Below are 13306 nucleotides of genomic sequence, written 5' to 3'. Positions count from 1 at the left end.
ACTAGTAATTTTATTTTGTTTAATAATCTTGGACTAAAACCTCTGTCGGAATATGCAGAGTGACATTTAGTTTTCTAATCATTTCTAAAGTCAGTTTACGCTTCTTGTTTAGGATTTCACTTACTCTACTTTTAAATCCGACAACTTCGGCTAAATCCTTTTGTTTCATTCCCATTTGTTCCATTCGAAATTTTATTGCCTCTATAGGATCTGGCATTCCGATTGGGAAATTCTCATTCTCGTATTTGTCAATCAAAATCGAAAGTATTTCAAGTTCATCACCTAGTTCAGTTCCTTTTTTTGAGTCAAAAATTTCCTCAAGTCGCTCAAGAGCATTTTGATAATCTTTTTCGTTATGTATTGGAGTTATTTTCATTTTAAATTTCGTTAGCGTTAATTTTATCATATTGCGCGTGAGTTCCTATAAATCGTATCCAACAGATTTGAAACTCGAAATTGAATTTTACAATTAATCTGTAGTTGTTCCCTTTTATATTAAAGACTATTCTATTGTCTTTTAAAATACTCGCATTTGGGTATTCTGTTTTAAGTTCGTTTATGGAATTCCATGCAGCTTTTTCGGTTTCTCGATACCACGATGTTAATTGTTGTTCACTATCAGGGTGTTTTATCCAAAAATCACGTAAAGTTCGTTTTGCAATTACTCTCACATTTTATTATTTTGTTGCAAATATATGAAAAAGTTACCAATACGGTAACTTTTCCTAGTTTTTTTTATTTGTGCTAACGGTCTCGGCTATGAGTAGTTGCGTGGTTTAGCGGTTAACTTTGCAAGTACACACCAAACTGAAAATCCGCGAGGATTTTCAGAAGTAGGCGAGAACAAGCAATTACTTATAGCCATTGTTGCCAGTAGTTTTTTTTCCGATTAATATTTTTATGTCACTAAATAAATAAGTTCCAGCTATAGCAAGACAAGCAATTGCATAAATTATTTTTCCATCTGGGAAAAGTAAGAATATGGCCAAAAGTATAAGTCCAATGCAAAAAGGATACATAAAAATCCGAGTAATTATTTTTTTATAACTCCATTCTTTTTCAGCAATCTTTTCTTCTGTTTCTATATCTAAAAGGGCATAAATTTTTTCAAGTTGGTTTTGTTTTTCAAAATTATAGACTTTTTGAACAATCAAAATAAGTAACAATAAAATTATACCAAAAAGTGTAAACGGTAACCAGTTATCAATTAAATTACTGCCATTTATAAATTGTATGACAATTAAAAAAATTATAGGTATTAATATTATTAGATTAAATATTTTACCAATTGGATTTATTTTATCAGTAATGTTTATTAAATGATTTTCTGAGTTAAATTCAAATATAAATATAGGATAAGTTGACATATTCCAAAATCCTTGTTTCCAGAATTTTATTTTATTCGAAGTTATTTCACCTTTTGCCTGAAAATCACGTGAAATGACTGTAAGAAAATGATTTTTAACAGTGTCATTTTCTCTTATTTTAATTAATTTTTCAACTTCTTTTTTCGTTATCTCCAAGGTCATTTTAAATTACTGGCAACGGACTTGTGTATGAAACGTAGCGTGTAAAAAGACACTAACTTTTCGGATAAACACAGAGCCGAATTTTTATATTTTGTTTTTAATTTTCTCTTTTTAAAAGCCAAATTAAAAATTTGGCGGACTTTCTAAATATACGCAAACCTTTCGGTTTAGCACTTATTAGCTATGTTTTATACACCGTGTTAGCAAACGTTGTTTATTCGAATTAGGTTTCCTCACTATTCATTAGTCTTTCGATTTTCCATTCAGAAACTTTACGTATTCTTTTAATTCTGTCCGACAATTCTTGATTGTATTCACAGCGTTTTTTTTCAAATCCAATCCAGTTAGGGAAATATTTTTTAGCTAATTCAAAAGTTCGTTTTCCAATGCTGTTCGAGTTCTTCTTTTTAATTTCAAAGTTCTTGTCAACAATCAAACTTGTTCGATAATTAAGAGCGTATCTTAATGCATTTTCCAATTCAGGATTACATTTTTTAATTCCCTCGTCATTCCAAACTACAGCATCAGCTAAAACGTGATAATCCATTTTTGGTTTTTCAGAAACGGATTTGGTTGGAAGACTGTTTTTGTACTTTTTAAAAACTCTCCTCATTAATAATTCCTGTGTAATCCGTTCAACTATTTTGCGCATCATTATTGTTTACGGCACATAAACCATTCTAATATCAAATAGATATTCAGTGTTATTTTCCCTTACTTCTGCTTTAAGTACTAAATCACTCAATCCTTCTCCTTCTGTATATAAGTCAATCAGCACATTCCAATAGTTTCCATAACATATATAAACAGATGTATTCCAAGTTTCGTCTGGTAGTTCAATTAACACTTCTCCATAATCCTCAATATATTCCTTTATTTGTTCAGCCGTATTTTCTAAAACTGGGTTTACATTATTTATTCCAGAGCTAAGTTCATAGTTTTTTTGAACAAACGCATTCACAATAGCTTTAAAAGTCGGTCTCCATAAATCCGGTATAGGAAGCTCTTCTTCTTCATTTTTTTCAACTTCTATTTTGTTCATTTTTATTTTTAATGTTTGCTAACGGGTTTGTGTAAGCGTCAGTAACGGGAAAATACGCGAGTATTTTCCGCTGACGCAACCAAGTTAATAAAAAGGCGAGAATTTTCGGTAGAAAATTCCGCCGTTATTGCGCTTACACGTTGTTGTGTGCAGTTTTTATTCCGTTTTTATTTGTTCCGATAAATATGAAATTTTTGGGTTTCTCTTATTAACTAATATTTTTATTCTATTCTCTTTTTTAATTCTCCTATTTTTTCTAGAATAACATCTCGGTCATATTTTTTGTTGTTAAAATTATAAGAGAATGATAAAACACTCAAACGTTCATTTTCAAAAGTTTTGGTTACAATTCCAACGAGAGTGTCAAAATCGGAATTTTCTATTATGATTGGTTTTGAATAATTAACTTCTGAAATTTCAGGTTTAGATTTAGAATATTTAATACTATAAAATTCTCCAATATTAAAAATCCGAGAACTTAAAGGTCGAATTTCATATTTTATTCCGTTTACTTTATACTCAATAAAGTTTTGTGTCGATTTATAAGTGCTGTTTCCAATAATTTTACCGAAAGTAAAGCCTGTATTTTCGTTTAATAAATTTTCTCTGTAAGTTTTGTCAAAATGTTTATAAATGAAAAATCCGCTGATAATTATTATTAGAAATAATATTTTTAGATATGCTTTCTTTTTCTGTTCTGGGGTTAAATTATCTTTCTGGATTTTCATTTTCTCAAATTCTGACTAACGTAAAATTAAATCACTGTATTTCAGGTAGTTGTAAATCTTGATTTGTGAGTCCATATTTATCAATTTGCTTGCGCATTCTTTTTACGAGTCCGAGTTTTCTTTTTTGGTCAAGGTAAAGATAACCCTCTGGGTTATGGTATGCAACCCCCTTTACAATCATATTCCAAATAATTACTGCTAATTTTCTTGCAGTTGCTGTAATAGCAGATACTCTTCCTTTTCTAAAATTGATTCTATGAAAAAAATCTCTAAGAGGCGTACTGTCTTTTAGATTACCAATAGAATTTGCCGCATTTCTTAGCGCTATTTTTAATCGGCTACTGCCTTTACCAATTTTACTAGACAGAACTTTTCCACCGCTTACTTTGTTATTAGGAGCTAGTCTGAGCCAAGATGTAAAATGTTTAGCAGTTTTAAATTTTTTAATACCATCATACCCAACTTCACTCATTATAGCTAGGACAGTATTATAACTCATTCCCTCTATGCTCATTAAATCTATGCCCTTGAACATTTGGTATGATTTTAAATTGATATCAATATTTTTAGGCGTGTTTTTATTGAGTCTTTTGTAAGGTTTTTTATCAATATAATGTTCGGCTTTTTCAGGGTCTTTACCTATAATTTCATCTAGTTTAGCAGCTATTTGATCATCACATTCTCTGATTTTTTTTTGAATAAATTCATAAGTCTCTAATTCATCTTTTAGAGCGTATAAAAAATCTTTACGTCCATTACTGTGTAATGCTTTAGCAATTTCTTCTTCACTTTTTTTACAATTGTAATGTCTTAGACTAGCAAGTTTATTAGGGTCAGATTCACCTAACGCTATAGCTTTTATGATTTTAAGACCTGTAAGCCCTACAACATCTTTAACAACAACATCCAGTCTAATATTCATAAGTCTGAGGTATTTTTGCATTTTTTTAGTTGCCGAAGCCGCTTGCTTAATAAGATTATGTCTGTGTCGTGTAAAAGTTCTAAGAATTTCTGTGTCCTCATCTGGTAGAAAACTGGAAGATAAAAGACCTAAGCTGTTTAGTTTTTGTATCCATTGACAATCTTTTACATCTGTTTTTTTGCCTTTAATATTCTTGGTAAACTTACCATTACATAAGGTCACTTCAAAGCCTCTAGAAACTAGCACGGCATGTAAATTTTGCCAGTAATTACCAGTACTTTCCATAGCAATAGTTTTAATTCCGTGTCCATCAAGCCAATCGGCTAATTGATAAAGATTTTCATTGTAGACACCAAACTCTTTAATTTGAGAATCTTGCTGCCCTACGGCTACCCAATGACTCCGGCTACCTATGTCAATTCCAGCAGCATTTTTGTTGATTACATCTAGTGTGATTTTATCATCCATAAAACTTAAATTTAAAAAGCTCTAAGAGAATGTGCTTTAGGCAAAGAGATTATTCTGAACGGGATCCACACAGAAAGCGTGGTCGCCAATGTACTGATGGCAAACATTCTAACCAGGATTGCGCACGTGCTTACATAAAGCAGCAACACTTTGAAAAACGGCCTTGCAAAGAGCTAAATATTAGAATAGTAATTTACAAATTTTACGTTAGCTTACGTACTGAGGAGTTTTTGGGTTGCTGCATTCAAGGTTCTAACGCAACAAACGTTGCTTTTTTTTGTATGAGTCTAAGCTACAATTTTTAGTTCTTTTATCATAACTTCATTAGGGGTTTTAAATCCAATAATTTTACGAGGTCTATTGTTTAATTTTTCTTGAATTTCGATGAATGTATTTAAGTCAATTTTGTTAAAATCTGTTCCTTTTGGGAGGTACCTTCTGATGAGTCCGTTAGTGTTTTCATTGGTACCTCTTTCCCAAGAAGAATAGGGGTGTGCAAAGTAAATTTTCATACCTGTTTTCTTGGTAATTGTTTCGTGTCTTGCCATTTCAATTCCATTATCGTAGGTCATAGATTTTTTGAATATGGGATCTAGTTTGTTAAGTTCTTTAGAAAACATTTTAGCAATTTCCTTAGAGTTCCTGGCTTTTAGTTTGATAATTAATGTATATCTAGATTTGCGTTCTACGATAGTTCCAATAGCCGATTTTTGATCCTTCCCAATCATTAAATCTCCTTCCCAGTGTCCGATTTCATTTCTTAGGTTAATATGCTCGGGCCTTAGGTCTATACTGACTTGGTTTAATATTTTAGATCCTGTTCTGCGTCTTTTTTTAGAGGGTCTACGTCTTGTTTTTTTGCGTACGAGGAGTTTAATTAGTTTTTTATTTAAACTAGCTTGAGGCTTTGCATATATGTACCTATAAATTGATTCGTGAGAAATAGACATTATAGGATCATTTGGGAATTCTTCTTTTAGTCTTCCAGCAATTTGTTCAGGAGTCCATTGTGATAATAAGCCCCTATAGACATAAATTCGAAGTCTAGGGTACTTAGATATTTTATCAATATTTCTTTTGTTTAGGTAATCATCTTTGGCGCACCAATGAGCTAGTTCTGCTGAGTATTTATCTCTATCTGTTTGCACCCATTTATTAACTTCTCTTGTAACCGTAGATCGAGCTCTGTTAATGGTTATAGCGATGTATGATTTATTCTTTTTTTCAGTTAAAAGAGTCTCAATCTGTATTCTTTCTTTAAGGGTAAGTCTACCTGTTTTTTTTCGTACCATAATTACAAATCTATTAATTTAGATTTGTTGCGTTAAGTTCTTGAATACGGAAAGGTTTTTTCAATATTGTGGGTAACGGTTATGGCTATGGTTTCGTTGCGTGAAAATCCGCGAGGATTTTCCACCGTGCACCGAAGATAGCAAATTTGCGAGGACTTTCCGCGAGGAAGGTCAGAAGCAATGAACTATAGCTGGTGTTACCCAAAGTTATTTTTGTTTTCTTGCAATATCGATTGATTTAATAACATCATAATTCCAAAATCCTTCTTTTACTCCGATATATGCATTTCTAATTGTTATATTTTTTGAGTCTACTGGACTTAAAGTGAAATTTTTATTTGTTCCCTTAAAATCAATTGAAATAATAGGTTTCATTGGACTTGTTCTACTACCTCTAGAGGTAATACCATGAACAAATCTTACATCAGTTATTCGGTAATTGTTATATACTATTGGTTTTGAAGATAATAAATCATTACTTTTTAAAAACAAGAAAGCAAAAATTAATCCAATACCAATATTATGAAAGAATGACCAATAAAAACCCAAATTATTTTTATAAAATTTTTTAAACCAAAAAGTTATTATGGCACTTACGGTTATAGTAAAAGAAATAATTAATTTAATTGGTATCCAATTTCTTTCTAATCCGAGATAAGTAAACCATCCCAATATAAGTCCAACAATTAAAATATTTTGATATGGAATATTTCCTGCGTATCTAACTTTTAAAAATTGAAAGAAGTCTATGGTTTTTAATATTGAACTCAATTGTATAAAAGCTGCATTCAAGGTTCTAACGCAACAAACGTTGCTTTTTTTTGTATGAGTCTAAGCTACAATTTTTAGTTCTTTTATCATAACTTCATTAGGGGTTTTAAATCCAATAATTTTACGAGGTCTATTGTTTAATTTTTCTTGAATTTCGATGAATGTATTTAAGTCAATTTTGTTAAAATCTGTTCCTTTTGGGAGGTACCTTCTGATGAGTCCGTTAGTGTTTTCATTGGTACCTCTTTCCCAAGAAGAATAGGGGTGTGCAAAGTAAATTTTCATACCTGTTTTCTTGGTAATTGTTTCGTGTCTTGCCATTTCAATTCCATTATCGTAGGTCATAGATTTTTTGAATATGGGATCTAGTTTGTTAAGTTCTTTAGAAAACATTTTAGCAATTTCCTTAGAGTTCCTGGCTTTTAGTTTGATAATTAATGTATATCTAGATTTGCGTTCTACGATAGTTCCAATAGCCGATTTTTGATCCTTCCCAATCATTAAATCTCCTTCCCAGTGTCCGATTTCATTTCTTAGGTTAATATGCTCGGGCCTTAGGTCTATACTGACTTGGTTTAATATTTTAGATCCTGTTCTGCGTCTTTTTTTAGAGGGTCTACGTCTTGTTTTTTTGCGTACGAGGAGTTTAATTAGTTTTTTATTTAAACTAGCTTGAGGCTTTGCATATATGTACCTATAAATTGATTCGTGAGAAATAGACATTATAGGATCATTTGGGAATTCTTCTTTTAGTCTTCCAGCAATTTGTTCAGGAGTCCATTGTGATAATAAGCCCCTATAGACATAAATTCGAAGTCTAGGGTACTTAGATATTTTATCAATATTTCTTTTGTTTAGGTAATCATCTTTGGCGCACCAATGAGCTAGTTCTGCTGAGTATTTATCTCTATCTGTTTGCACCCATTTATTAACTTCTCTTGTAACCGTAGATCGAGCTCTGTTAATGGTTATAGCGATGTATGATTTATTCTTTTTTTCAGTTAAAAGAGTCTCAATCTGTATTCTTTCTTTAAGGGTAAGTCTACCTGTTTTTTTTCGTACCATAATTACAAATCTATTAATTTAGATTTGTTGCGTTAAGTTCTTGAATACGGAAAATGATGTTTTAATTTTGGGTAACGGTGTCGTGTATAATTAGTGGCGTAATTTAGCACGGAAGTTAACAAATAAAAACCGAATAGAAAATCCGCAGGATTTTCGTAAGCAAGCTCGACCTAGCCATTAATTATACACCTTGTTGTGGAGCGTTACTTATAAGGCTTATGCTGGATTCACTTGGATTTGTCCTCCAATAGCTTTTAGTACTTTCATAATTGTAGCAAATTGAGGTTTCGCTCCATCGGATAATGCTTTATACAAACTAGGTCTACTTAAACCAGTTTCTTCCGCAATTTTTGTCATTCCGATAGACTTTGCAATATGTCCAATTGCATTAATGATATCCGCATTATTTCCTTCTTCGAGAACTGAATTTAGATATTCCGCAATCATTTCTTTACTATCTAAATAATCAGCAATTTCAAATTTTGAAGTTCCCATATTCTATTTATTTAATTTTTTCCAAATTTCTTTAGCTTTCACAATATCCTTTTGTTGAGTTGATTTATCTCCACCAATCAAAAGGACAATAATTTTTCCGTCTTTTTCTTTGAAGTAAATTCTGTAACCTTTCGCAAAATTTATTCGCATTTCACGAATTCCGTCGCCTACCGTTTTACAATCTCCAAAATGTTCATCCGTTTCTAATTTTTGAATTCTGAATAAAATCTTTGCTTTTGCCTTAAAGTCTTTTAACTTTTTTAGCCATTTGTCAAATTCAGTTGTTTTTTCAATAAAGAACATAAATACTGTATCTACTTGGATACAAAAATAAGAATAATTTATGATTTAATTGCTTAGAAATTCGATTTTTAGCAGAGTGAATTTTAATGCACCACAACGGTCTTGTATATGAAAAGTAGCGGATTTTTAAGCACTAACTTTTCGGATTATAACTGACCTTTATTTTATTATTTATCTTTTGTTTAAGCACCAAAACTGCTATTTTTTATATACGTTGTTGTGCTTAGTTATTTAAAAATTCGATAGTAGAGTTTCAATTTCTGTTATAATAGGTTCCGTTATAGGATTTGAATCCGTTTTAGATAAAATGTCATAAGTAGTATTTAAAGATTGACTTATTATATTTTTCTTTGGATTTTCTCTTTTTATTTGGGTTAATATTCTATCTGTTTCATCAATTATATCTTCCTTGTCGTCTTGCTTTAATTGTATTTTGTCAACTATATTTTTAATTTGTTCGGCAAGTTTTTTTATCTCCTCTTTTTTTAAACTACTCGTTTCGATTTCTTGATTTATGTTAGTTCCAGTTGCTGTATTAATTTTTGCATCATTACCAGTATTTATAGTATTACTGTTACCAGTATTTGTAATACTGTATTGATTACCCATTATAATATTAACTGTATTGGTTATATCATCTTTAATATCTTCGCTGATTTCTTCAAAATTACTAGGTAAATTGGGATATTCTGATTCTAATTTTAACATTAAATCTAAAAATTCACTTCTGATTTCTGTAAGAGTTTGAGTTATGGTAGAAATATGAGACATTTTTTTTATATCTCTTATTTCCCCTTTAAACCCAGATTCTCTCATAGCCCTAGTTAGAACAGCCCAAAAGTCTATTGGTAACACTTTCATTATTGTATCATTATCTTTATTGCTTAAATAGCTTTCTAAAGTTTTAACGCTATCTCTAAATTCAAACTCAACAAAGAAATTTCTCATTTTTTCATTATCTATAAATGAAATAGGAACAGGTGTATTCTCTTGCACAGCATAACCTTGTCTTAAAGTACAAGAGGAAGTCGCACTACCAATTCTATATTCTGGAAGTGAGTCATTTGTAGAATAGCCATTAATTTCCCTATTTACCCATTCAAGTAATTTTTTGTTTTTTATTCGAGAAGCAAATACTTTAGTTTTAAGCAATGAGCTAACTAATGATTTATCATCATTTGTCAAATCAGATATAATTTGTTGAATCATATATTTTTTTTAAAAATCATTAATTATTCTTTCACAGGAAATAATTCTAGTAGTCAACCTATCAACTTCATCCATTGTGTAGTTTTTACCTTTTACTTGTCTAATGTGGTTTATTAGTTCATTTATTTCACTTTCTTCTTTTACGATTAGATACATAATATTATTAGCGTTGAAATAAAGTCTTTCATCTTTTAATTTAGCATTAGCTTTTTGCTTTTTTTCTGTTGTATCATAATCTTTTTCATTGATAAAATCAGGAATGTCTTTTTTTAAAGTCATTTTTGGCACAAATCTCCATTCTCTTTCATCAGCAAATCTATATTTTTCTATAGTTTCAGTTTTTCTAATTAGTTTACCTTCATATTCTTTAGAGAGTCGCAACAAATCTATAATTGTTCCTTTATGTTTAATGTCAATGTTTTTGTCAGCGAGAAATTCTTTAATATTTGCTCTAAAGTTTGTTGAAAATTCAGATTTTAAGTTTTGATAAAAAACAGGGGAAAGTTTTTTTTCATTTGCCCAATCTTTACTCAAACCAATTCCATACTCTCCATATTTTTCAATGTGTTCTGTTATTTCTGATATCTTAATATCACAAAATGAAACCATTGGTACAGCAATTTTTCCTTCCTCTTTGTCATTTGGTAATTTTTCCAAACAATACTTTAATTTGAAGTTATCTCTAAGTATATCAAATAGTGCTTTTTTGTTTGTAAAATGGAAAAGTGTTGATGGTGAAATACTCATTTTCGATTGATGGTTTTAATTAAGCACAACGGTCTCGTGTATGATTTGTGGCGTGATTTAGCATCGAATTTAACAAATAAAAACCGAATAGAATATTCCGCAGGAATATTCGTAAGCAAGCTCGACCTAGCCATTAATTATACACGTTGTTGCCAGTAGTACTTTATTTTTGTTCATTAGATTCCTTTGCCAATGATAGATTAAATAAATCATATCCTATTCCAAATCCAAACCACATATTCCCGTTGCTTTCCCATTGATAATTACTTTGGTTATTAATATGGTCAACGCCAATATAAATTCCAGCTTGAACTTTATTATATTGAAGCATAAGTCCACTTAAGAAAGTTATTGTTGATACATCTTGGGCTTCGTCATCTGCAAGTCCAGCAGAATTACTTGTATTTAGACCAACTGTTCCAATTCCAGCGCCAATTTGCCAATTTATTGAAACATTGTTTGAGTATGCAAATGACCAATTAAGTGTCGAGTTTAAATTAAATTCCGTATCAAATGAAAAATCATTTTGCGGGCGAGCTTTAAACGGTAAAGTCAATAATCCAATACTTAATCTTTCTCTCGGTTCAAATTTTTCAGCGTTTCCGTCAAAATCAACTCTCGAAATTGTATATATTTTATTATTGTAAATTTCACTTAAGTCAACTTTTCCTTTTGCTTCATAGTCTTTTTTTTGTTTTTCTGTCAATTTCCCAAAATTAAGTGCTTGAAGTTGAACAACATTATCTAATTTGCTAACAACTTTAAATTTGATGCCTGATTGAAGAAAATCTGCGTTTTTCTTTAGTGTTTCTCCAGACACTAATCCTTGTACATTTGAAGTTGTTGTAGGTACATCAAGAATAATAATATCTCCTTTCTCTTGAGCATTAATTGATAGACTAAATAGTACAAAAACAATTAAAAGATAAATTTTAGAATTTTTCATATTTGGTTGGTTTTAAGTTAGTTTCTCGTATTACTGGCAACGTCTACATGTATGATTTAGTTGCGTATTTCGGGACTAATTTAGTAAACAAAACCGAGAACGAGAAAATTCCGAAGGAATTTTCTAAGTAATCACAGGCCAAAGCAATTAATTATACATATTGTTAGCGTACGTGTAATTTTTAGAATTGTATTATAACTATATTTAAACAACTGATTTTCAGGTTTTAATTTGCCGTCCGGTTTGCGTTTTGCTTGGAATCCGAAATCGTCTGAGTAATTAATTCCGAATTATAGCATTTTGCTTTTCCATGCAGTTTATCAGTCCGCCATCCAGATTGCGTATTGCTATGGTCCGAAATCGCAAGAGTGAGTGAAATCCGAATTATTCCGGTTTGTTTTGCCGCAAAGTTTGTTAGTCTGCCGTATTAGTTGCGCATTGATTTTGTCCGAAATCGTCTGAGTAAGAAAGTCCGATTTGTTACGTTTTGCTTTGCCACAAAACTTATAATACTATATATATATTAAACACCTTTTTAGCTTGGATAGAGTAGGGTACTGCCTTGATTTTTAGTATTTAAACCACTTTTTTTTAGATTTGAGTAAACCATGTACGCTAACGGTTTTGTGTATGATTAGTGGCGTGTTTCAGCACGGAAGTTAACAAATAAAAACCGAATAGAATATTCCGCAGGAATATTCGTAAGCAAGCTCGAACTAGCCATTAATCCGTATTCAAGAACTTAACGCAACAAATCTAAATTAATAGATTTGTAATTATGGTACGAAAAAAAACAGGTAGACTTACCCTTAAAGAAAGAATACAGATTGAGACTCTTTTAACTGAAAAAAAGAATAAATCATACATCGCTATAACCATTAACAGAGCTCGATCTACGGTTACAAGAGAAGTTAATAAATGGGTGCAAACAGATAGAGATAAATACTCAGCAGAACTAGCTCATTGGTGCGCCAAAGATGATTACCTAAACAAAAGAAATATTGATAAAATATCTAAGTACCCTAGACTTCGAATTTATGTCTATAGGGGCTTATTATCACAATGGACTCCTGAACAAATTGCTGGAAGACTAAAAGAAGAATTCCCAAATGATCCTATAATGTCTATTTCTCACGAATCAATTTATAGGTACATATATGCAAAGCCTCAAGCTAGTTTAAATAAAAAACTAATTAAACTCCTCGTACGCAAAAAAACAAGACGTAGACCCTCTAAAAAAAGACGCAGAACAGGATCTAAAATATTAAACCAAGTCAGTATAGACCTAAGGCCCGAGCATATTAACCTAAGAAATGAAATCGGACACTGGGAAGGAGATTTAATGATTGGGAAGGATCAAAAATCGGCTATTGGAACTATCGTAGAACGCAAATCTAGATATACATTAATTATCAAACTAAAAGCCAGGAACTCTAAGGAAATTGCTAAAATGTTTTCTAAAGAACTTAACAAACTAGATCCCATATTCAAAAAATCTATGATCTACGATAATGGAATTGAAATGGCAAGACACGAAACAATTACCAAGAAAACAGGTATGAAAATTTACTTTGCACACCCCTATTCTTCTTGGGAAAGAGGTACCAATGAAAACACTAACGGACTCATCAGAAGGTACCTCCCAAAAGGAACAGATTTTAACAAAATTGACTTAAATACATTCATCGAAATTCAAGAAAAATTAAACAATAGACCTCGTAAAATTATTGGATTTAAAACCCCTAATGAAGTTATGATAAAAGAACTAAAAATTGTAGCTTAGACTCAT

The 13306-nt window shown here is 31.0% G+C and carries 16 protein-coding genes; 1 reads left to right on the top strand and 15 read right to left on the bottom strand.

The annotated features are described in order from the left end of the window. Window positions 1–19: 19 nt before the first annotated feature. The 15 genes from C1A40_RS16070 to C1A40_RS16000 all read right to left on the bottom strand — a co-directional run bounded on the left by C1A40_RS16070 (window position 20) and on the right by C1A40_RS16000 (window position 11517). Complete coding sequence (locus C1A40_RS16070; protein WP_102997242.1) at window positions 20–376, bottom strand: helix-turn-helix domain-containing protein; 357 nt, start codon at window positions 374–376, stop codon at window positions 20–22. Between the two features lies 1 nt (window position 377). Continuing rightward, entirely contained in the window at window positions 378–671 is a 294-nt protein-coding gene (locus C1A40_RS16065) for a type II toxin-antitoxin system HigB family toxin (RefSeq protein WP_102996765.1), read from the bottom strand. A 180-nt stretch (window positions 672–851) separates the two neighbouring features. Continuing rightward, window positions 852–1523 (bottom strand): hypothetical protein, encoded by a 672-nt coding sequence (locus C1A40_RS16060; RefSeq protein WP_158651390.1) that lies wholly within the window; start codon window positions 1521–1523, stop codon window positions 852–854. Between the two features lie 229 nt (window positions 1524–1752). Beyond that, window positions 1753–2184, bottom strand: coding sequence for a hypothetical protein (locus C1A40_RS16055; RefSeq protein ID WP_102996785.1), 432 nt, complete (start codon window positions 2182–2184; stop codon window positions 1753–1755). Window positions 2185–2190: 6 nt separating this feature from the next. Continuing rightward, the gene (locus tag C1A40_RS16050) at window positions 2191–2571 is read right to left on the bottom strand and encodes a DUF7668 domain-containing protein (RefSeq protein WP_102996784.1); all 381 of its coding nucleotides are present in this window, start codon (window positions 2569–2571) and stop codon (window positions 2191–2193) included. A 221-nt stretch (window positions 2572–2792) separates the two neighbouring features. After that, window positions 2793–3299: a hypothetical protein gene (locus C1A40_RS16045; protein ID WP_102996783.1), complete on the bottom strand. Its 507-nt coding sequence runs from the start codon at window positions 3297–3299 to the stop codon at window positions 2793–2795. Window positions 3300–3330: 31 nt separating this feature from the next. Further along, window positions 3331–4689, bottom strand: coding sequence for an IS110 family RNA-guided transposase (locus tag C1A40_RS16040; RefSeq protein ID WP_102996782.1), 1359 nt, complete (start codon window positions 4687–4689; stop codon window positions 3331–3333). Window positions 4690–4976: 287 nt separating this feature from the next. Continuing rightward, window positions 4977–5981, bottom strand: coding sequence for an IS30 family transposase (locus C1A40_RS16035; protein WP_102994224.1), 1005 nt, complete (start codon window positions 5979–5981; stop codon window positions 4977–4979). A gap of 207 nt (window positions 5982–6188) precedes the next feature. Next, window positions 6189–6773 (bottom strand): hypothetical protein, encoded by a 585-nt coding sequence (locus C1A40_RS16030; RefSeq protein ID WP_102996781.1) that lies wholly within the window; start codon window positions 6771–6773, stop codon window positions 6189–6191. A 39-nt stretch (window positions 6774–6812) separates the two neighbouring features. Further along, window positions 6813–7817, bottom strand: coding sequence for an IS30 family transposase (locus tag C1A40_RS16025; protein WP_102994224.1), 1005 nt, complete (start codon window positions 7815–7817; stop codon window positions 6813–6815). A gap of 216 nt (window positions 7818–8033) precedes the next feature. Continuing rightward, window positions 8034–8312: an addiction module antidote protein gene (locus C1A40_RS16020; protein WP_102996780.1), complete on the bottom strand. Its 279-nt coding sequence runs from the start codon at window positions 8310–8312 to the stop codon at window positions 8034–8036. A gap of 3 nt (window positions 8313–8315) precedes the next feature. Continuing rightward, complete coding sequence (locus tag C1A40_RS16015) at window positions 8316–8615, bottom strand: type II toxin-antitoxin system RelE/ParE family toxin (protein WP_102996779.1); 300 nt, start codon at window positions 8613–8615, stop codon at window positions 8316–8318. Between the two features lie 231 nt (window positions 8616–8846). Beyond that, the gene (locus C1A40_RS16010) at window positions 8847–9824 is read right to left on the bottom strand and encodes an AbiTii domain-containing protein (RefSeq protein ID WP_102996778.1); all 978 of its coding nucleotides are present in this window, start codon (window positions 9822–9824) and stop codon (window positions 8847–8849) included. 9 nt (window positions 9825–9833) lie between these two features. Continuing rightward, window positions 9834–10571, bottom strand: coding sequence for an abortive infection system antitoxin AbiGi family protein (locus C1A40_RS16005; RefSeq protein WP_102996777.1), 738 nt, complete (start codon window positions 10569–10571; stop codon window positions 9834–9836). Window positions 10572–10734: 163 nt separating this feature from the next. Beyond that, on the bottom strand, window positions 10735–11517 hold the full coding sequence (locus tag C1A40_RS16000; protein ID WP_102996776.1) for a hypothetical protein: 783 nt from the start codon (window positions 11515–11517) through the stop codon (window positions 10735–10737). A 778-nt stretch (window positions 11518–12295) separates the two neighbouring features. Between C1A40_RS16000 and C1A40_RS15995 the strand changes: the two genes are divergently transcribed. Further along, complete coding sequence (locus C1A40_RS15995) at window positions 12296–13300, top strand: IS30 family transposase (protein WP_102996775.1); 1005 nt, start codon at window positions 12296–12298, stop codon at window positions 13298–13300. Window positions 13301–13306 lie beyond the last annotated feature (6 nt).

It is taken from the genome of Tamlana carrageenivorans (genome assembly GCF_002893765.1).
GTDB classification, from domain to species: domain Bacteria; phylum Bacteroidota; class Bacteroidia; order Flavobacteriales; family Flavobacteriaceae; genus Pseudotamlana; species Pseudotamlana carrageenivorans.
The sequence above is the reverse complement of the archived record's forward strand: the minus strand, read 5'-3'. Positions and strand labels throughout refer to the sequence as shown.

Coding starts and splice junctions, on each gene's coding strand:
- C1A40_RS16035 (WP_102994224.1), bottom strand. CDS start 5,981: ATGGTACGAAAAAAAACAGGTAGACTTACCCTTAAAGAAAGAATACAG.
- C1A40_RS16020 (WP_102996780.1), bottom strand. CDS start 8,312: ATGGGAACTTCAAAATTTGAAATTGCTGATTATTTAGATAGTAAAGAA.
- C1A40_RS15995 (WP_102996775.1), top strand. CDS start 12,296: ATGGTACGAAAAAAAACAGGTAGACTTACCCTTAAAGAAAGAATACAG.
- C1A40_RS16005 (WP_102996777.1), bottom strand. CDS start 10,571: ATGAGTATTTCACCATCAACACTTTTCCATTTTACAAACAAAAAAGCA.
- C1A40_RS16015 (WP_102996779.1), bottom strand. CDS start 8,615: ATGTTCTTTATTGAAAAAACAACTGAATTTGACAAATGGCTAAAAAAG.
- C1A40_RS16000 (WP_102996776.1), bottom strand. CDS start 11,517: ATGAAAAATTCTAAAATTTATCTTTTAATTGTTTTTGTACTATTTAGT.
- C1A40_RS16050 (WP_102996784.1), bottom strand. CDS start 2,571: ATGAACAAAATAGAAGTTGAAAAAAATGAAGAAGAAGAGCTTCCTATA.
- C1A40_RS16045 (WP_102996783.1), bottom strand. CDS start 3,299: ATGAAAATCCAGAAAGATAATTTAACCCCAGAACAGAAAAAGAAAGCA.
- C1A40_RS16055 (WP_102996785.1), bottom strand. CDS start 2,184: ATGATGCGCAAAATAGTTGAACGGATTACACAGGAATTATTAATGAGG.
- C1A40_RS16040 (WP_102996782.1), bottom strand. CDS start 4,689: ATGGATGATAAAATCACACTAGATGTAATCAACAAAAATGCTGCTGGA.
- C1A40_RS16025 (WP_102994224.1), bottom strand. CDS start 7,817: ATGGTACGAAAAAAAACAGGTAGACTTACCCTTAAAGAAAGAATACAG.
- C1A40_RS16010 (WP_102996778.1), bottom strand. CDS start 9,824: ATGATTCAACAAATTATATCTGATTTGACAAATGATGATAAATCATTA.
- C1A40_RS16070 (WP_102997242.1), bottom strand. CDS start 376: ATGAAAATAACTCCAATACATAACGAAAAAGATTATCAAAATGCTCTT.